The 18,896-nt window shown below is 48.7% G+C and carries 17 protein-coding genes; 1 reads left to right on the top strand and 16 read right to left on the bottom strand.

The features are described 5' to 3' along the window. From C4S74_RS18315 to C4S74_RS18270, 10 genes are all read right to left on the bottom strand, one after another. The gene (locus tag C4S74_RS18315) at positions 1-732 is read right to left on the bottom strand and encodes a thioesterase II family protein (RefSeq protein WP_103996733.1); all 732 of its coding nucleotides are present in this window, start codon (positions 730-732) and stop codon (positions 1-3) included. Further along, positions 733-2,277: a serine hydrolase gene (locus C4S74_RS18310; RefSeq protein ID WP_103996732.1), complete on the bottom strand. Its 1,545-nt coding sequence runs from the start codon at positions 2,275-2,277 to the stop codon at positions 733-735. A gap of 14 nt (positions 2,278-2,291) precedes the next feature. Continuing rightward, positions 2,292-6,776 (bottom strand): amino acid adenylation domain-containing protein, encoded by a 4,485-nt coding sequence (locus C4S74_RS18305; protein ID WP_258042531.1) that lies wholly within the window; start codon positions 6,774-6,776, stop codon positions 2,292-2,294. Positions 6,777-6,801: 25 nt separating this feature from the next. Then, positions 6,802-7,827: a BtrH N-terminal domain-containing protein gene (locus C4S74_RS18300; RefSeq protein ID WP_258042530.1), complete on the bottom strand. Its 1,026-nt coding sequence runs from the start codon at positions 7,825-7,827 to the stop codon at positions 6,802-6,804. 372 nt (positions 7,828-8,199) lie between these two features. After that, complete coding sequence (locus tag C4S74_RS18295) at positions 8,200-8,709, bottom strand: AAA family ATPase (RefSeq protein ID WP_103996730.1); 510 nt, start codon at positions 8,707-8,709, stop codon at positions 8,200-8,202. Between the two features lie 81 nt (positions 8,710-8,790). Next, on the bottom strand, positions 8,791-9,138 hold the full coding sequence (locus tag C4S74_RS18290; protein WP_103996729.1) for a VOC family protein: 348 nt from the start codon (positions 9,136-9,138) through the stop codon (positions 8,791-8,793). A 273-nt stretch (positions 9,139-9,411) separates the two neighbouring features. Beyond that, positions 9,412-10,173 carry an SDR family oxidoreductase gene (locus tag C4S74_RS18285; RefSeq protein WP_103996728.1) on the bottom strand — a complete coding sequence of 254 codons (762 nt, stop codon included), beginning with the start codon at positions 10,171-10,173 and terminating at the stop codon, positions 9,412-9,414. A gap of 137 nt (positions 10,174-10,310) precedes the next feature. Beyond that, entirely contained in the window at positions 10,311-10,757 is a 447-nt protein-coding gene (locus C4S74_RS18280) for a MarR family winged helix-turn-helix transcriptional regulator (RefSeq protein WP_103996727.1), read from the bottom strand. A gap of 120 nt (positions 10,758-10,877) precedes the next feature. After that, the gene (locus C4S74_RS18275) at positions 10,878-11,774 is read right to left on the bottom strand and encodes a chromosome condensation regulator (RefSeq protein WP_103996726.1); all 897 of its coding nucleotides are present in this window, start codon (positions 11,772-11,774) and stop codon (positions 10,878-10,880) included. Positions 11,775-11,914: 140 nt separating this feature from the next. Continuing rightward, the gene (locus tag C4S74_RS18270; protein WP_103996725.1) at positions 11,915-12,598 is read right to left on the bottom strand and encodes a DUF6273 domain-containing protein; all 684 of its coding nucleotides are present in this window, start codon (positions 12,596-12,598) and stop codon (positions 11,915-11,917) included. A 154-nt stretch (positions 12,599-12,752) separates the two neighbouring features. Between C4S74_RS18270 and C4S74_RS18265 the strand changes: the two genes are divergently transcribed. After that, positions 12,753-13,460, top strand: coding sequence for a MerR family DNA-binding transcriptional regulator (locus tag C4S74_RS18265; RefSeq protein ID WP_103996724.1), 708 nt, complete (start codon positions 12,753-12,755; stop codon positions 13,458-13,460). A 304-nt stretch (positions 13,461-13,764) separates the two neighbouring features. Here the strand turns inward: C4S74_RS18265 and cysC are convergent, their stop codons facing one another. The 6 genes from cysC to C4S74_RS18235 form a co-directional block, all read right to left on the bottom strand. Beyond that, entirely contained in the window at positions 13,765-14,337 is a 573-nt protein-coding gene (gene cysC / locus C4S74_RS18260) for an adenylyl-sulfate kinase (RefSeq protein WP_103996723.1), read from the bottom strand. A gap of 535 nt (positions 14,338-14,872) precedes the next feature. After that, positions 14,873-15,799, bottom strand: coding sequence for a bifunctional 2-polyprenyl-6-hydroxyphenol methylase/3-demethylubiquinol 3-O-methyltransferase UbiG (locus C4S74_RS18255; RefSeq protein ID WP_103996722.1), 927 nt, complete (start codon positions 15,797-15,799; stop codon positions 14,873-14,875). Positions 15,800-16,070: 271 nt separating this feature from the next. Further along, positions 16,071-16,544 carry a DinB family protein gene (locus C4S74_RS18250; RefSeq protein WP_103996813.1) on the bottom strand — a complete coding sequence of 158 codons (474 nt, stop codon included), beginning with the start codon at positions 16,542-16,544 and terminating at the stop codon, positions 16,071-16,073. Positions 16,545-16,619: 75 nt separating this feature from the next. Further along, positions 16,620-17,261: a ThuA domain-containing protein gene (locus C4S74_RS18245; RefSeq protein ID WP_258042529.1), complete on the bottom strand. Its 642-nt coding sequence runs from the start codon at positions 17,259-17,261 to the stop codon at positions 16,620-16,622. Positions 17,262-17,534: 273 nt separating this feature from the next. Continuing rightward, positions 17,535-17,936, bottom strand: coding sequence for an Rrf2 family transcriptional regulator (locus C4S74_RS18240; protein ID WP_103996721.1), 402 nt, complete (start codon positions 17,934-17,936; stop codon positions 17,535-17,537). A 202-nt stretch (positions 17,937-18,138) separates the two neighbouring features. Next, positions 18,139-18,879 carry a YheC/YheD family protein gene (locus C4S74_RS18235; protein WP_103996720.1) on the bottom strand — a complete coding sequence of 247 codons (741 nt, stop codon included), beginning with the start codon at positions 18,877-18,879 and terminating at the stop codon, positions 18,139-18,141. Between the last annotated feature and the right edge of the window lie 17 nt (positions 18,880-18,896).

The following is an 18,896-nucleotide window of genomic DNA, read 5'->3' as shown; positions in this document are numbered from 1 at the left end:
TCACGACTCCTTTTTAGTGGACATTCGTTCAACAGGGCTGCCCAGCACATCGTTGATGAGCGACACTACCTGCTCGGTATGTTCATTTATGAAAAAATGACCTCCCTCGAATTCATAAAGTTGACAGCCCCGGCTGCCATATGCCGACCATTCGAGCAGGTTGAAGCCTTCGGTCGCTGTATCCTCTTTTCCGTTAAGCACGGATATGTTACAGGAGAGAAGCTCGGCTCCGCTTTGAAAAGCATGTGTTTCCACCAGCTCCAGATCCCTCCGCAGACCCGGTAAAAACATCCGCAGCAGTTCTTCCCGCTCAAACAATTCATCCTCGGTTCCGCCAAGCAGCCTGATTTCCTGCTGCAGTCTTTCATCGGATAAGAGATGCAGCGTGAGCTTCCTGCGGGCGTGAGGCGGATAGGTCCCCGAGACGAACAAATGAACGGGTTCGCGCCCACGCTTCTTCCTGACGGCGTGCGCCAGCTCGTAAGCGACGAGGGCTCCCATGCTGTGGCCGAAGAAAGCAAAATCAGCTTCGTCCAGCTGCGGGTCTAAATATTCGTATAAATCCTCCACTAATTCGTCCATGCTGCCGTAAGGAGGTTCGAGCAATCTTTTGCCCCTTCCGGCCAGTTCAACGGGATGCAGTTCAATATGGCCGTGCAGATGGCGTTTCCATCTCGTATAGACGGTAGCCGAACCTCCGGCGTAGGGCAGGCAGAACAGCTTGCATTTCATTTAGATCACCTCCTCTGCGGGAGCCGGCAGAACCGGTCCCGAACGTCGGCGTTTCACCGATGGAAACAACCAGACTGCAAGAAAGAACAGGAACGCGATTACGACGAACAGGTAGAGCGCATAGACGAACCAGATGATTGTGACAGGCGACCATACCGCGACTACGGCAAGCGGCAGGCCTGCAAATGCAGTCTGGAGCAGCAGGCCGATTCCCCATAAGCAGGCTCCGGTCAGCACAAGCGCAGCTACGAGCCCGACGAGCCTTCTTCCTTTCGGCGGAACGAACGTGCGACGCTGACGACGCAGCTGTCCGGGGATACCGATGGCTATAGCTGCCAGTATAATCATGAAGACGCTGATAAGACCAAGCGAGATCATCGCAATGCGATCAAGCAGCGGATAGAAATCCGCTTCAGCGGGCGGAGGCTCCTGCTCCCGCAGCAGGCTCATCAGGCCTTGGCCGATATGAAACGTATAGGCCGAATTGATGTTGGCGAGTACTCCTACGCCGAGCCGCTCTTGCGGACGCATGATGAAATAGGACGAGAAATTGGGATTCGAGCCTTGATGCGAGAGTTCTTTGCCGTCTGTCGTGACAAACCATCCCGTGGCATAGTAGGTTCCGTTGGCGTCCGGTCCTACGCTCGTATCGGGCATATGGGAACGTTCGACGATGCTCCGTTCCGCCTCGGATATGCTCTTCGTGCCGAGCTGGAGCAGCAGCCACTGCCCGATATCGTCCGCATTGGAGACTAAGTAACCGGCGGGCGTGTTTCCCCTGTAATCGGGCGCTTCGTATAGTCGAGGCGAGCCGAATCCGATCTTATATCCCTTGGCTAGCCGCTGCGGGTCCTTCAGCTGTGCGGCAGGAACTGTGCTGCTCATGCCAAGCCGCTGCAGTAATCCCGACATGTAAGCTTCGTACGGCATACCGGATACTTCCTGGATGACCAGCCCCAGAACATCATAATTAATGGTGGCATATTGATACTTGTCTCCGGGAGGGGTGTCCAGCGCCGTGCCTGATAATGCCCGTACAGTCTGTTCCAGTGCCTGCTCTTCGGAACTGATCGGGATGGAAGCGAGCGAGGCGAACGGCACTCCGCTCGTATGGTGCAGCAGATGGGCCAGCGTCACCTTGGCCGGCTGACCTTGATAGGTCAGCGAGAGCCACGGAATATAACGGGTGACCGGATCGTCAAGCCGAAGCGCATTTTCACGCTCCAGCTCTAACAAGGCCAGTCCGGTAAACGCTTTGGACGTCGATCCCAATTCAAATAATGTAGTGCTTGCAGCCGGAATCCCCGACGCACGATCGGCGAGCCCGAATCCCTTCGTATAAACCACCCTATCCCCGCTTACGATAACGACTGCGGCTCCCGGGCTTTGCGCTTTCACCAGCTCGGCCTGCACAAACCGGTCGATGGCAGCCACATCTATATCCGGCTGTTTTTGCGAAGCAGGGGCTTCGCCTTCGGCGGATGCGGCTGTCGGGCTGACTAGCAGAAGCACCATCAGTACGTAGAAAGCAAGTTTCTTAACCACGATTGTTCGCCCCTTTAGGAATTGAAAAGTACGTCAAGTTCTTCTTGCGCGAGCTTGACCGTCTCAAAATCAGAGGGCGTAAAATCAGCCTGTCCCCTGTCTGATCCCAGCCGGATGACTTCAGACAGCCGCTTCATAAAAGCCTGGATGAACGCGTCCATTGTATCCCGGCTGAACATAGCCGTACTGTATGTCATGCGGACCTGGAGCCTTTTGTCCGTAATCATGGCTACCACATCGACCAGACAGGACAACCTGTTGGTCGGGCATGTATCACTTCCCGTATCGTCCCCGGCTATGGCGAGCAGAGGGCTGTGCAAATGATTATCGATTTCGCCCATATAATTGAAACGGAGCAGGCTGTTGTCCGTTCTCGGAATGCCGCCGGAACCATATGCCAAGATACCGTAGTCGATTCCTTTGTTTGGAATGGAGCGAAGCTGTCCTTTTATGCTCTTGATGATCTCCGCAGTTCCGGTTTCATTCATCAGGAGGTTAACGGGATACAGCGAAGTGAACCACCCGACGGTTCTCGATATATCCATGTTTTCGAACAGCTCTTCGCGTCCATGTCCTTCCAATTCGATCGTTATTTTTTTCTTGCCGGTAATGTCGCTCAAGGCCATTGCCAACGAGGTGATCAGCAAATCGCCCGCTTGAGTCCGGAATGCGGTATTCGCCTCCCCCAGCAGCCTGTGCGTCTCCTGCTCGGAAAGCTCCCGGACGAGCTCGGCACATACGGCAATCCGGTCGTCATCCGAGGGGTAATCCGTGTCAAGGCTGTCCTCCGCGTTCTCTAAGACCGAATGCCAGTAGTCGCAGTATTCCAGCGCCTTTCCGCAGCCGTAAGCATCTATAGCATCCGACCAGGCTTGAATGGAATGCGTTTTATTCGGCAGAGTCCAAACCGAACCGGTCATAACCGCTTGCAGCAGCCGGTCCAAGTCTTCCAGCATAATGCGCCAGGAAACGCCATCTACAATCAGATGATGCGCTGTCAGCAAGAGACGTTGTCCCCCAATTCCTTCATCAAATACAAGAGCTTTGAATAAAAGCCCTTGTCCGAGACGCACACTTGCTTTGAATGATTCGGCTTGTTTCTTCAGGGCTCCAGCCCGCTCTTCCTCCGGAATGGCGGCCAGATCAAAGCGGGCAATCTCCACGTCCCCGCGTTCGACCGTCCGGTACTCCAGGCTTCCGGAAGCTTTATCTGCCTGCAGCCTCAAGGCGTCATGGTGGCCGATTAAGGCAAATAACGCATTGTGAAGCTGATCTGTCGTTATGGACGGACTTAAGCGGAGCAGGACAGACTGCGCATAATAATGAGGATTGTTCCATTGTCTTGAAAAAAACCAGGATGCAACCGGCAGCGGTTTAACTTCCCCGTAACTCGGAACCTGCTCGATCGGAGCAGCGGTGTTTAGTTCGATAAACACAGCGAGTTCACGGATCACGGGATAGCTCATAATTTGCTGCACCTTTAGCTGATAACCGGCCGACTTAATCTTGGATACAATTTGGATGGCTTTGATTGAGTCACCGCCGAGCCGGTAAAAATTATCCTGAACCGTTATTTCATCCGTGCTGAGTACATCCTGAAATATATTCATTAACAGCGCCTCGACCTGGCTGGTCTTGCCGGTCTCGCTTGTTTCAAGGTGCTGTTCCGGAGGCGGCAGAAGACGCCGGTCCACTTTACCGTTCGGAGTAAGCGGCACCTGATCGAGAGGGACGAAGTAAGCCGGTATCATATACGAGGGCAGCGCCTCTGCCAGCTTCATCCTAAGCTCCAGCGCCGTAAGATGTCCCGCAGCGACGTAATAAGCGGCAAGATGCTGCTGTCCGTCCTCTCCGGTGCGGTCAATGACGACGGCTTCTTCAATGCCGCTTATTTCAAGCAGCCGATGCTCGATTTCCCCCATTTCAATGCGGTATCCTTTAATTTTGACCTGATGATCGATCCGGCCCAAATATACGATTTGGCCATTATCGTGGCGAACGGCCAAATCGCCCGTCCGGTACATTCTTTTGCCCGTAAGGAAAGGGTTGGGCAGAAATCGTTCTTGAGTCAGCTCCTCCCTGTTCAAATAGCCCCGGGCCACCCCGTCCCCGGATATATAAATTTCGCCGGTCGATCCGTTTGGAACCGGCTCCAGCTGCCGATCCAGCAAATAAATTTGCACATTGTCAATCGGCTGTCCGATCGGAACCGATACCCCTTCGTCGCTCACCGGATCATACCGGTAAATCATGCAGCCGACTACGGTCTCGGTCGGTCCGTACTCGTTAAGGATTTCTATCCCGCCACGGCTGCGTTCATGTATTTCGCGAGCCAGCGAGCATTTCAAATCTTCGCCGCCCACAATGAATGTCCGGACCGTGTATTCGCTGAAATCCATGTCTTTAATAAGCGCCAGATGAGCCGGCGTCAGCTTGATAACCGTGGCCTTGTTGTCTTCCACAATACGTTTGACTATAAAGTCGCTCGCGTCATCTTCGTAAATCTCGATACGGCTGCCGCTAATTAACGGCACAAAGATAGAGGTCACCGTGAGATCGAAAGCAATGGACGAGTACAGCGCAAACACATCGTTTTGCGAGCGGATATACGTTTTGCCGGCCCACCAGATGTAGTTCACCAGCCCCCCGTGCTCGATCATCGCACCTTTGGGATTGCCTGTTGATCCTGAGGTGTAGATAATATAGACCAAATCGTCTGTCGTAAGCATGGCAGGCAAATTAGTCCCGTCCTTGTCGTACAGACGTTCATCATCAAGTGCAAGAACCTCACCGCTGTAAGAAAGCCGCTCCCATTCCTTGCCATGTGTCAGCAGCAGGGAAGCCCCGCTGTCCTTCAAAATATACTCGATCCGTTCTTTGGGATATTCGGGATCGATCGGCAGATACGCCATTCCGGCCTTGATCACCGCCCAGATTCCTACAACAATGGATAGAGAGTGGCGGCCCATGATAGCTGCGGGGGTTTGAGGGCTTGTCCCTCTTTCCATCAGGGTTCGTGCCAGCCGGTTGGCGCGTTCGTTCAGTTCGCCGTAAGTAAGCGATTGTCCATTGCATGAAACGGCAATGCGTTCAGAATTCCGTTCGGCTTGTTCTTCAAAAAGCTGCAAGATCGTTTGATGCGAGGGATATTCGCAATCCGTTTTGTTGCACGTATACAGAAGTTCTGTGCGCTCATCCGGCAGAAGCAGTTGCAGCTCATTAAGCGCAGCATCGGGACGGCTCAGGACTTGATCGGTTAAATGTAAAAGTCGGCTGTGCAGTTCATCGATTTGCTTCTCCGTGTAGTCGCCTTCTTTATAATCGAAGTACAGCTCCAGCTCTTCATCCGGTGACCATTCGGTGACGATAAGCTGCAAGGAATATAGCTGATTGCCGTTATTCGCTTCAATCTGCTGCATTTTCCATCCGGGACCGAAGTTCCGGTCGAATGCCGTATTATAATAGTTCACGCATATTTGAAATAACTGGTCCAATCCCCGTTGCTGAAGCTGAAGATCCTGCACAAGCAAGTTATAAGGATATTTCTGGTGAAAATAGCATTGAACGAGTTCCTGGTTGACGTTATGTATGAACGACGAGAAAGACATTTCGTGCTCGATATCAATGAGAAAGGGCATCGTGCTGGTAAACATTCCGAAAGTATTTTTTTCTTTGGCCCCCGTACGATTTAATACAGGAGTGCCTATCAGGAGACGGTTTTGCTGATTCGCTTTGTGGAGATAAAGGAGCATCGTTGCTACAAAAAAAGTATTCAACGAAATATGATGGGTTTGGGCAAAGTCGCGGATGGCATCGGAAGCGGACCGGCTGATAGAGAACTTTTTGCGGTTTCCGGCGGTGCCGATTGATGTATGGTGCAGATCGATATCATGGATATGATCGAATTTGGTGTTCCAATAGCTTTTATTTTTCATGAAGCGGGGGGATGACAAATACTTCTGCTCTTGTTCGATATAATCCAAGTAGGTTGGACGGGATTCTTGCCCGATTTCCTCCCCTTGCATCAATTGTGTATAAATCTGATTGATATGCGTCGTCATTAATTGAAAAGACCAGCCGTCCGAAATAATATGGTGGAATTTCGTGAGATACGCGCTTTCCGTTTCGCTGATCCTGACAAGTACAAAATCATACAATTGTTCCCCGTCCAGCGCGAGCGGTTTGGCGAACTCGGTACTCACCCAGGCATCCACATCCGATTCCAGGTGGTCCGTAAAATCGACAAACGCGAACGTTTTCCTGCGGTGTTCCGCGACCGTCTGCTGTACCGAACCGTCTTGTCCGACTAACCGTATGCGTACAGCATCGTTGAGCCGGATGAATTGATTAATGGCTTCCTCCAGCAAGGAAAAATCGACGGGACCGTAAATTTTGATGAGTCCTCCGATATTATGTATGCTTGTACCCGGGTATATATTTTCTACATACCAAATTCGTTTTTGCGGATGAGTGAGCGGATAGAGTCTGCTTGCCTCCATAGAAATAACCTCCAATCGGAATAAGTTACGGATACCGGGAAACAACCCGAGGGTCCAGCGCTGTTATAACCGTTCCCAGTATTCGTTTTTCGCTTTCCATGATGTGAGTCATTTCGCCCAGTCCTTGCTTTAACAAGGTATCGTCCCCGGTTAAAGCGTATTTCATTAATAAATGACGCAAAGCATATGCCTGCTCTTCTACGGGCCGGAAGCAATCTGCCAAATCCGGCGAAAGAAGTCCCTGATTGCATAAATAATGGATCCGCAGCCCCATCAATTTCTTGTGCTCCCACAGAATGTGGATGGGCCGGATATCACGTTTGCGCACAAGTACGGGCATGTTGCGGATTAGCGCTTCATAAACATTGATGCCGAATGCCGCCTCCAGCGGATCCGCCGTTCCCCGGTCGCGCAAGGAAATATTGCTGCCCGCCATGTATTCTTCCAGGGATTCCTTAATGAACGCCGCATCCAGCCGGTAGCTCCCCGTTTTATTGAACTTGTACAGGTAGATTTGTTCTTTATAGTTATCCGTCCATTCCAGGTTTTGGAACCCTTGCTCCATTTCATGGTACGGCACCACGGTCTTCTGGAACTGCATTTCCTCGTCGTAGCCGAGAACAAGAAACGTTCTTCTCGTATCATCGTAACCGTAAACGAGAATATCGTGAGCATAATGAGTTTGCTGGTAGACTCGTCTCCGGGGGATATAGAACTCATTTACATAAAGAGAAACCGTATAGTTAGAACGGATACTGTTTCTCAGAAATTCGGTAATTCCAGGCGATGAATCCAGCACGTATTCGCGCTCCAGCTTTTGCGTGATCAGCCATGGACAGCGGATAAAATCTTCACCGTAAAAAGTCATAGGTACAGAGCGTGAAGCGCCCTCTCCGTCAATATCCTGATGACAATAGAGATGGATGAAATTGCTGTAAAACCATGGAAGCGCCTCATTCCGTGTGAGTACCGTACATAGGGGATACGCCAGATACTGATAACCGACAAGAGGCGGGATGCTTAGTTCCAGTTCCTTAATACCCAAATCCATACTCACTTCTTTCTTTTAGGTTATTTTGTAAAATAATGAAGCATTATGATATTTACCTGCAAATCAATAAAATAACTAAAATATGTAAGTTTTATATATCCATACTCCCATAGACGAATTTTGTTGTCAACATCTATAAAAATTTTTTACTTCCTCTTTTTCACTCCTTAAGTTATCCAACCCGATTAAAACCGGTCTCCTACGGAACCGGACAGTTTCTGAATTCGATATGAAAAAGTTCGAGTAATGCTACCTATCCTGTAACGTCTATCACTCTCTCCCACCCCAACAAAAAAGAGCAGAAACAGGAGACCCTGCTTCCACTCTTGGTTGGAACAGATTATAAGAACTTGAAGCTGTCAGCACAATCAATTAAACTTTTTTGCATTTCCGATCCAATAGTTCTTTTAACGTCCTCAAGCTTTCGGCCACGGTTTGATGAGCTGTGTCGATGACGATGTGGTCTCGGTCCCAAACATCGTACTGCCGGTTCCTGACCTTCTCCCAAGTAGGCAGAACAAAACCAGGTATATCGGCTATACGCGTTTCGACCCGATGCCTGTGTTCACGACCGTCAGAGCAGATCACTTCGATTTCCACAAACGGAGTTTCAAGAGCCTCCGCCACGTTGCGCCAAGCTTGACGCGTTTCATGGATAGGGTTGACTGTATCTGCTATCACGTCAAGACCGAGCCTGAGATTCTGCGACGCAATCGCATAACACACGATGTAACCCGCAGGTCCGTCGTCCCATGTTCCAGCATCCCGCATAGCCTGCTCCACGACATCGACCCGCAGATACGCTGCCTGCAGTTCTTTAGCCAGAGAGGCTGCTAGCGTGGTCTTCCCGGTGCCCGGCAGCCCGCCAAAAATATAAAGCATAAAACTCGCCTCCTTGCGTGCTTAACTGCCATTAACAAGAGGTACTCATTCTCGTTCTTAGGCTAATGTTGTAGTCCCCGGTTATTTCTCCCAAAGCTCGATGAGTCGTCCTTCAGGATCTTCAATCCAAATAAACTTTCCGAATTCGCTTATCTCTTTTTGCTTTGCAAGAGGGACACCGATTTGTTCAAGGTGCTTCATAGTCTCGTCCAGATTATGTACTTGGAAATTCAGCATCACTTGTTGTTCTGTCGGAAAATAACTGTCATGCTCGGAAAAGAAAGAAAAGATAGTTTCATTTCCCGATTGAGGTTTTATCACCGTTCCATTCCAATCTCCTATTTCAATCTTCAACACTTCGCTGTACCATTTTTTTATAACTTCCATATTTTTAGTCCTCCAGAAAATTCCTCCGAAACCTTTTATCATCGTATCAAACTCCTGTCATTAAATTTTGGGCAATCTCATTCGCTTAAGATATTCGTGCATTAAATTTAAGTTCCTTTTTCTGCTATACTGCCGGGTGTGTGCAAAACACCTCTTGTTTGCCATAGTCTTTTGGATTCCCCAGTCTCATCACACCGCCATGGACAGGGAATTTCATCTGAAGCTGTTCGCCCGACGCTCCGTACACGGAGTATTTCGTTAAAACAAAAAAAGCCGCAGCGATGCGACTTCTTTATGTTCTTACAAGTTTTCCGGCTATTCAATTGAGGCTTTCATTGCGTTGTACATCTTTTCTGCATACTCGTCAACCTGATCTCGTGACATACGCAAGCGGTCTGCGGAAGTGCTGTATCCGATTTCGGGTTTGCCTTCCGCCAATGCTTTGAAAATACCGTCCGCGAAAGCATCCAGGGGTTCTATATGCGTACGCAGCCACGATGCGCTTAAATCCGTATCTACTGCCGGCGGAGCCACTTCAATCACCTCGATGGATGTAGCTGAAAGCTGGTGCCTGAGGCTCATCGTAAAGGAATGCAGCGCCGCTTTTGTGGCCGAATAAATCGGAGTAACCGCAAGCGGAGTAAATGCTAGACCGGACGTCACGTTAATCATCGCCGCCGCTTTTTTTTCCGCAAAGAACGGTGCGAACAACATGGAAAGATGGACAGGAGCTTCAAGATTAGCTGTAATTTCTTCACTGAAGCGGCTCCAGTTGTGCTTCGCATCTGCTTTTAACACATTGAAATGTTGGAGAATTCCCGCATTGTTGACTAGCACATTTACTTCGGGATAATTCGCGATGACCCAATCAAATAAGGCGATACGCTCGGATTCTATCGTCAAATCACATGTACGCGTTATGAGGCCCGGGAATTGTTCTTTGGCTTTTTGAAGTGTGTTTTCACGTCGTCCGCAAATCAATACCTGATTCCCCGCTTTTATAAAACGTTCTGCAAAAGCCAGCCCGATTCCGGATCCTCCGCCTGTAATGAGGATGGTGTTGCCTGACATTTTCATACAGCTTCCACCTTTCGTATAAGCATTTCGTCGTAGAGCTTTTTTAAACTTGCATTCCCGGTATGCTCCCCTCCTCCTGTCAAGTCATGAAACTGTTTATCTTTAATTAGCCAGGCTAATTAATAACGCAAAAAAAATTATAAATCGATTTTTGTCAGCAAATTAAGCAAACTGTCGGTCTCTTCTTCTGTTAATTTGTTAGTGAGATTCGCGCAAGCCTGCCAATATCGGGGTAACGCGAGGTCAAGAAGACGATAACCTCCTTCGGTGATGGTGACATGAACCCTTCTCTGGTCTTCAGGACTTATGGTTCTTGTGATCAATTGATTTTCTTCTAGCCAAATTAACTGCTTGGTTACAGAGGCTCGTCGTATTCCCAGCCGGTCTGCAATTTCTGAAGGTTGTAAGGGCTGGTCTTTTCTCGTATGGAATAGCGTCAGCAGCAAAGCAAATTTGCTTTCGGAAATATGAAATTCATTCAGCGTACTGTTTATGGCATCCAGAATATCATCGGATATCTGTAACAGCACTTCTCCTAACCGCGCTCTTGTGTTAGGGGGGTTGGCAATAGAATGTTTCTCCACAAAAGAACCCCTTTTGTAATTAGTTTCCCTGGCTAATTAATAGTATAATGTTGGAAAAAAGGAATGTCAACAGGAACGCGTTTAGAGAGCCTGCCTATTTTTAAAGAAAATATACTGAAACTAGTTGCCGGGCATTTGTATGCCGTGCCAGCCGTTTACGTCACATTGACCATATTGATTATCACCCGCCGCCATCACTGTCCCGTCCGATTTAAGACCGAGCGTATGAGCGCAGCCCGCCGCTATCGCCACAATATCGCGCCAGCCGCTTACCTCGCATTGACCATGCTTATTCAGACCCGCTGCCGTCACGGTGCCGTCCGGTTTAAGGCCGATGGTATGATGACTGCCCGCCCCTATCGCCACAATACCCCGCCAGCCGCTTACCCCGCATTGGCCATGCTTATTCAGTCCCGCCGCCGCCACTGTCCCGTCTGATTTCAGCCCGACCGTATGAAGGTAACCCGCGGCTATCCCCACTATGCCGTGCCAGCCGCTCACCTCGCACTGGCCGTACCGATTATTACCGGCAATCGTCACGGTGCCGTCCGTTTTAAGTCCTGCGGTATGCCAGTCACCCGCCGCTACCGCGGCAATAGCGCGCCAGCCGCTTACCTCGCATTGGCCTTCCTTATTTCGGCCCGCCGCCACCGCCGTGCCATCCGATTTAAGCCCGACGGAACGACGCCACCCCGCCGCTACGGCTACAATACCGTGCCAGCCGCTTACCTCACACTGGTCATGCTTATTCCAACCCGCCGCTACCACCGTGCCGTCCGATCTAAGGCCGATGGTATGAGCATTACCCGTGTTCGTCGCCATGTGAACATTACCAGCCGCTACCGCCACAATATCGCGCCAGCCGCTTACCTCGCATTGGCCGTATTTATTATCCCCCACCGCTGTCACCGTGCCGTCCGATTTAAGTCCGACGGAATGACGACAACCAACGGCTATCGTATTTTTAGGCCATCGTTTCAACTGTAACTCCGCTTTATTCGATAAACAGTGGTTCATGCCTTACCTCCTCGAAAACAAGATAGTTTTAGCATATAAATCCAGTTCCGGATCTCGCTGAGAATCATTTGTTCACCTTATAAAAATTCCCCGACTTCATATGGATAGTCGGCCGGGTATTTTCTCGATTTCCATCTTTGTCATACAAGATTGAGATTGAAAGCGGGACGAACACCATAACCGTCTATACTGTTATTCCCATAGCTGCGGATACTGCAACCCGGACCAATAAAACACGCACGTGAAGGTTTGTTACCTTGTGTTCGCAGCCACCACCAGGAGCAGCCGGTCTTCTCGCCGTCTTTAACGATATAGTTGTCTAAGTTCGTTTTATCATATACATACAACCTGCATCCATCCGACTTTTTCGACTTGGCAAAATCGGTTCCGACAGCACGCCTCAAATCCTTGCCGTGGATCCCGGTTAAATCTTTTATCTCGGCAGCGCTAAGCAGAAAAACCTTGTCCTCCGTATCCGGGCAGTTCTCTCCGTTATCCGTGCAATGAGTCGTCTTGATGAATGGCTTTTCACCGGCATTGAATGCGGAGTTATAGAATCCGTTATTCAGCCACTCGCGCAAATCACAGTCATGCCACGTCATTTCCGTGCAATCACGCCATCTCAGATCCGCGCTCTTGCCGTGATACCTTTTGCAGTCCAAAATAAACTCGCTTATAACTAACAGCTCGCTTCCTGAATTTTGAAGAACACGCCATTCAATCGCCCGTTCTTTACCGTCTGCAGACTGCGGATACGTGCCGAACGTAATGATCTCGCCGGGCTTAAGATTCCGGTACGTTAAAGCAAAATGACCCTGTTCCATTAAGTTTCCTCCCCGATTTTCCCTTTCATCTTCGATCATATAACATTCATGCAAGATTTCGTTTGATAAACCGGGAATCCTTGTACGGAAGGCCTTTGTCTCTTATAATGTTGTTGCTGTACTTTAGTGTTTGACTTTAAGGAAGGAGCCGCACGTGGACAAAACCTTTACGCCGAAACAAATGGCCAAAAACCTTCATGTCAGCACCACAACCCTGCGAAGATATGAAAGTCTCGATTTGGTGCCTGATGTACCGCGGACAGCCAGTAACAGAAGATATTATACAACGCTCCATGTTCAGGCTTTCCTTGCTTTAAGGTCCTTGATTAAAGGGTTCGATCTGCCCGTCGCCTACGATGTCATGAACGTATTAAAAAAAGGGCACGTTGAGCAGGCACTTTGGAAGATCAATTTACAGCAGTACAACATTCAGATAGAAAAGCAGCGAGTAGAGGAGATCATGAGCCTCATTCATCATGCGGATTTCTCCGTATATAGGAATATTCAGGTCACGGATGAAATGAAAATCGGGGAGGTCGCCGTTATCGCCGGTGTAAACCCGTCCGCTATTCGACACTGGGAAAAAGAAGGGCTTATCCGCGCCAAGCGGAATCCCGAAAACGGATATAGAGTCTTTACAGCGCGGGAATTAAAAAAGATTATTGTACTGAGCAGTTTAAGGAAAACCGTCTTTTTTATTGAAAGCATGAAACAATTGCTTGAAGCTTTAGAGACACATGATCTGCTTACGATAGAACGCACTTTCAAAGCGGCTCTTCAGAAGCTGAATGAGCAGCTGGAAAAGCAAATGAACGGCATAACAGAAATGATGAGATATATACAATTTTTAAAAAGAGAGTAAACCGCTCCAATCGCTTCGCGTCAACTTTCATCTTATTTTCTGGAATCGGAAAAGCAAAAAGAGGGAGAGCAGTCAGCCTCCCCCTCACAATCATTCCTCGCTTATCGCCTCGTTGTCCAAGTATTCCGATCATGAAAATTGCTTCGGCCATCTTGCTGTAGAACATGGCATCGCCGACCGGAGGGGGAAACAAGCTGCTGAAAATGTAGATGAGCCTAAGCGCCAAAGCGCTCAAAAGTATAAGATAAAGTCCAACTGAAGAGTTCATCCAGCCTTCTCTACATATATTTTCCGCAACAAGGATTCATCGTCCTTTGGATTGACAGTCCTGGACAATGCTGTCCACAAGAAGCCGCACGCAATGCTCTATGGTCTCGTGTTCTGTATCCAACGTAAGCTCCGCTTCCAAAGGAGGCTCATACAGCGAATCGATACCGGTAAACTGCTTGATGAGACCGGATCTCGCTTTGCGATACAGCCCTTTGGGATCGCGCTTTTCGCACGCCTCAAGCGAGCACTTTATATAGACCTCCATGTAGTCTTCCGGTCCGAACCGCTCCCGAATCGTGTTCCTGGTTTCCGCAGACGGGGAGATCATCGGCACCAGAACGACAAAGCCGACGCTTAAAAAGAGCGCGGCGATCTCCGCCGCGCGCCGCAGGTTTTCGTTGCGGTCCTCGTCCGTGAACCCGAGATCACGATTGATACCCGATCGGAGCTGGTCCCCATCGAGCACCACACTCCGGATGCCGCGCAGGAACAGCTCTCTCTCGGTTTCGGCAGCCAGCGTCGATTTGCCCGAGCCCGACAATCCCGTGAACCACAGCACCTTGCCCTTATGGCCGTTCACGCGATTCCATTCACTTTTTTCTATCATAATACTCCTCCTTCAGTTCCAATCTATAGGCTTCCGTTGAATACTTATCAGTTCCAATCGTTAGCTTCCTCCGATCAGCTCGAAGCTTTCCATATCGGTGCCCGGAAGAACGATCACCAAATACCTTGTACAGTTTATTTTTTCACAGCGCATCAGAAACTTGCTCGCCGATCAATACGAACTGAAAATTTTGTCGCACTTAGCTAACATTGCTGCACTCTTTTAGATAAGTAACGACCACGTTCTTTATATGGCAACACCTGACTTCATTCGACAAAGTTCGGATGATTCCTTCCATGGATGTTCTATGTCATTTATTTATCCTTTATCGAGTCGCGAGAATGAATCTACTCCTACTTTGATCATTTTCATGGCGTGCATTCAAACACTGAGCCAGCTAAACGCAAAAAAAGAGGGGCGATGGATCCGCGCAATGTCCCGGCCCTGTTATGGGCTGGTCAAAATGCGGATATTAGTACAAACCCTCTTATAACGGATATTTTATTAGGACGCTCTTAACTCTCCCCGGTAGCTGCTATTCGATATTTATGGCGGCTGTAGGCTGGATACGGTCTTCTCTGTCGTACATATGCTCAGTTTGCATACGAACCAGCACTTTGCCGAACCGGCCGCCTTGCCGGATCTCCACTTGTCCGCCGGGATAGCGCGTGTCCAAATGACGGGAGACAATATGACGAACCCTCTCGTCCGCCGGGATACCATACATGTTAAGCCATTTGATCGTTTCATTGAATGCGGACTCTTTAGAGACTGTCGTTGTTTTCATTTCCCGGGTTACCAACGATTGATAAGAGTATCCCTTTAGCAGCAGTAATTGGGTCAAGTAAATCATCTCCAGGTGCTCGGTCTCTCGGGGGCGATCGGTGACAAGCGGCCATACCTCGTCAACCAGGCTGTGCGTCCTGGAACCTACCGACAAGCTCATGTAGCAGAACGCCTTCGCGCAGCTCAGCACCCTCTCCACACTGGCCCAATCGACCAGAACCGGACACATGGAGACAAACACGAGATCAAAGGCCCGCTCCCATCCCCTTGCTTCAAGGTCGATGTTTTCGAAAGGCTCGTGCACCACCTTGACCGTTCCATTCGCTAAGCCCGAACTGTTTTGCTGCAGGAGCTCGACCAACGGAGGAGAAGTTTCCACCGCCGTTACATCCGCTCCCTTCTCTGCGAAAGGTACGGAAAAACCACCCGACGCCGCACCTATGTCCAGGACAGAAGATCCCGGTAATTCAACTCCCTGGTCCTCAAGCCAGTTCATAATCCGTCTGGCCCTTGCCCTGCCTTCTTCGCTAAACACCTCCTTATTGAACGAGTCGGCCGATGAATCAAGTGTATGCGCCGGATCGATGCCGGCTCTCTTCATTTTGTTGACTCCCGTATACGGATCGTCCTTCCATGCTTTTTCCCATACCGCCGAATCAAACCGTTCATCTGTCATTGCATGTATCACCTATTTTCTGATTATTAGGGCTTGAAATTGCGTTATCACCGCTGTACCGATTCCATTGCTCATCCGTTATATAATGGATATTAAAGGCACTAGATATCTTTAATTAATTTAAAAAAGAAGTGTTATGTAACTATTATGAAGCTCCCACAGGATTAGACATTCTCTGATTTCTCCACTGTTTTTCCATCTCCCGGAAAGCAGGAACCGTTACCACACTCCACAGAGGTTGACTCAAAATCCCCAGAACCATCTCATAAAATCACTTAGGTTTAACGAGGTTTATTTTGGGCGGGGTATACCCGAGCTGCCTGCCTATCTTTACAATTTGTCCTCTATGATGAAATTCGTGCGTGATGGTGTGCGTAAAAAGCCATAATTCGGTTAATTCTTGACTTTCGCTCTGCCAGGATGCTTGAATGTCAGGATCCCACTTGTTTTTGAATTCATTCAGAAATTCATAAACCAGGGCATCCGTTTTTTTAAAAACTTCACGCATCTCCTGTACATTGCCGACGGATTCCGGGGCTATTTTAGGAAGTGATTTACCGAGGGCGCGGCTCCCCAGCCATACCCTGTAACAATCGGCAACATGAGCATGCAGATTGCGAATAGAGACTCCGCCTAAGGCTTCAACTTCTTTAATATAATCTGCGGGAGACAAAGTTTCGCAATAACGAAATAATAATTCCCTTGTGCGCCGGATCAACTCATACTGGTTTTCGAATACACCCATCTTCTCGCTCCCCTTTTGATAATAAGGCGGCTTTTCAGTAAGTCGGTTAAATGGGAGGTTCGCCGCCGCGTTCAACTATTCTACGACTCCCCGGGCAGCCCACGTTCCGCTGTTCCGGATCAGCTTACGCACGGATTCTACCTGGAAAGTCGGAAGATGATGTCCCGGCATCAGATATACCACGCGGCCGGAGCCATACGTATGTGCCCAAGCCGCAGGCCAGCGCTGCCCGTCATGGACGTATTCGGCAAGTATAACCGCTGATTCATGGGGGCTCAGTTCGAACCGAAACGGTTCTTCATTTATCGTAAAATCGCTTAAACTCTCCACGATAGGATGACTCCCTTGATTATAGTGAACGGGCAGTGACGTATACTCCGGATGTCCCGTAACCCTGCCGCCGATTAACTTTTCGAGCTTTTCGCTTTGCTGCAGCGAGATACCGTTGTGAATAGCCAGCAGTCCCCCGCCGTTTTTTACATACGAAATGAGCGCTTGTACCTGATCTTCGGGTATCTCCAGATCCCATAAGTCCGCATACGAGATGAACAGATCATAACCCTTCAGCTTATCCTCCTGAAGCACGGCGTAATCCTCCGTACATTCAATGTCCATAACATGTTCAAACAGGGTTTGCAATTCTTGATCGATACCCGTAAAAGGATGATATTGCGCTCCCTCGTATTGTCCAAGTGCAATGGCTTTCATTTTCATCATTTTCTCTCCTTCCTGTTTGTCAGAACCGGTTTTGACCTCTTCAGAAAGTTCGGCTGTTCGCCAAGGTAAGCCTTATAGTCCTTCACAAGCTTCATGACTCGTTCGGCAGGCACATCGGAGCGGCACCGCCGCAGCTTCTTGATTCAAGCTTTCCCGATTACGTTTGACTCGATAGCAGCTATTCACCTCCTTTACAGATTCGATTAACCCAGTTATAAATCAATATTATAGATATTAAAGACTAATATTATCTTTAATATACTTAAAAAAATATTAGATGACTATATTCAGTTCACGCACAAGATCAGACATTTTCTGATTTCTGAGCTGTTCTTCCATCTTCTCTTCTGCCGATAATACGACCTTTTGTATCGGGCATCCTGGTCCATGTTCGAAACTGCAATCAAACAAGGAGGCCGAGCCTTCAATCGCATGAATAATATCCAGGAACGAAATATTTTCCCAGTCACGTTTGAGTCGGTAGCCGCCATTCACCCCGGTTATCGATTCAATCATGCCCGCCTTCACCAATTTGGTCAATATTTTGGACAAATAGGTTGGGGACACATTTTGCCGCTCCGCCAACTGCTGCACACCTATCGGTTTTTGTGGGGTCGCCGCAGTAAGAAAGAGCATCGTATGGAGGGCGTAATCGGTAGCCTTGGAGTACTTCATTCATCATCACCTCAAACACAGACTTTACAAGTCTATAATAACTATTATCGTTCCTAACGTCAAGAATAAGCATACCTGGGAATTCTTAATAAAGAACGCAATTCCAATCCAAGGGCTCATTTTCTACCCGGTATATGTATTTAGGTCGTGCCATACATGTTCTTGTCTTTGACCTTGGGACAAGAACATGTACATGTGATCGTTAACCGTTTTTATAATCCATAATGCGGTGATACATCGTTTTATCCTTCAGCTTCAGGAAATGAGAACTTGCCGGATAAAGATTAGCTTCAATAATTCCGATACGCCCTTTCCGGTTTATTCCGATATCCAGTCCATATATGCGATGTCCTGGAAAAAATGCGCTCAATCTCTTCGCGGAACGTATGGAAACACGATCAATACGGGACTCTAACGCACTGGCGGACAGGTGCCGGACGGAAGATCGTCTGATGCCGGATTTAAAACGGTGCAATTTGCCCTTACTCCGTGTATGGTTGGAAACGATATAACCTTTACCTGCAACTTTGATAACCTTTCCTGTGACTACCCATGCGGATGAGTAAATTCTCCGTTGAATGATGACTCTCATATCAAAAGGGCGTTTGTTGATGGTCGGACGGGTAATTCTGCGTTGAACCATATAACTGGTGTTCCCGATTTTTCTTCTGATATAACGATACGTGTTGGTTCTGCCCCGAATTATAATTTTTCTATTCTCGTAATGTACGGCGTACTTATGTCCTCCTTTCCAGGAGACTTGAATGACCCCCCGCCCACGGCTCCCCCACACCGGTTTTAAGATAACATGCCTGTACTTAGAGAGTAGTTTCGAAAAAGCATACCGGTTCAGGAGCTTCGTTTTGAGTACGTAACGCTTTAGAGATGCATGCCTTCTCAAAATCAGATATTTGTACCACTTATTTCTTGTCGCCAATGCCATTGAACTCCACCTTTCTT

It is taken from the genome of Paenibacillus sp. UNC499MF (assembly GCF_900107975.1).
Taxonomy (GTDB): domain Bacteria; phylum Bacillota; class Bacilli; order Paenibacillales; family NBRC-103111; genus Paenibacillus_F.
This window is presented reverse-complemented; position numbering and strand designations above follow the sequence as displayed.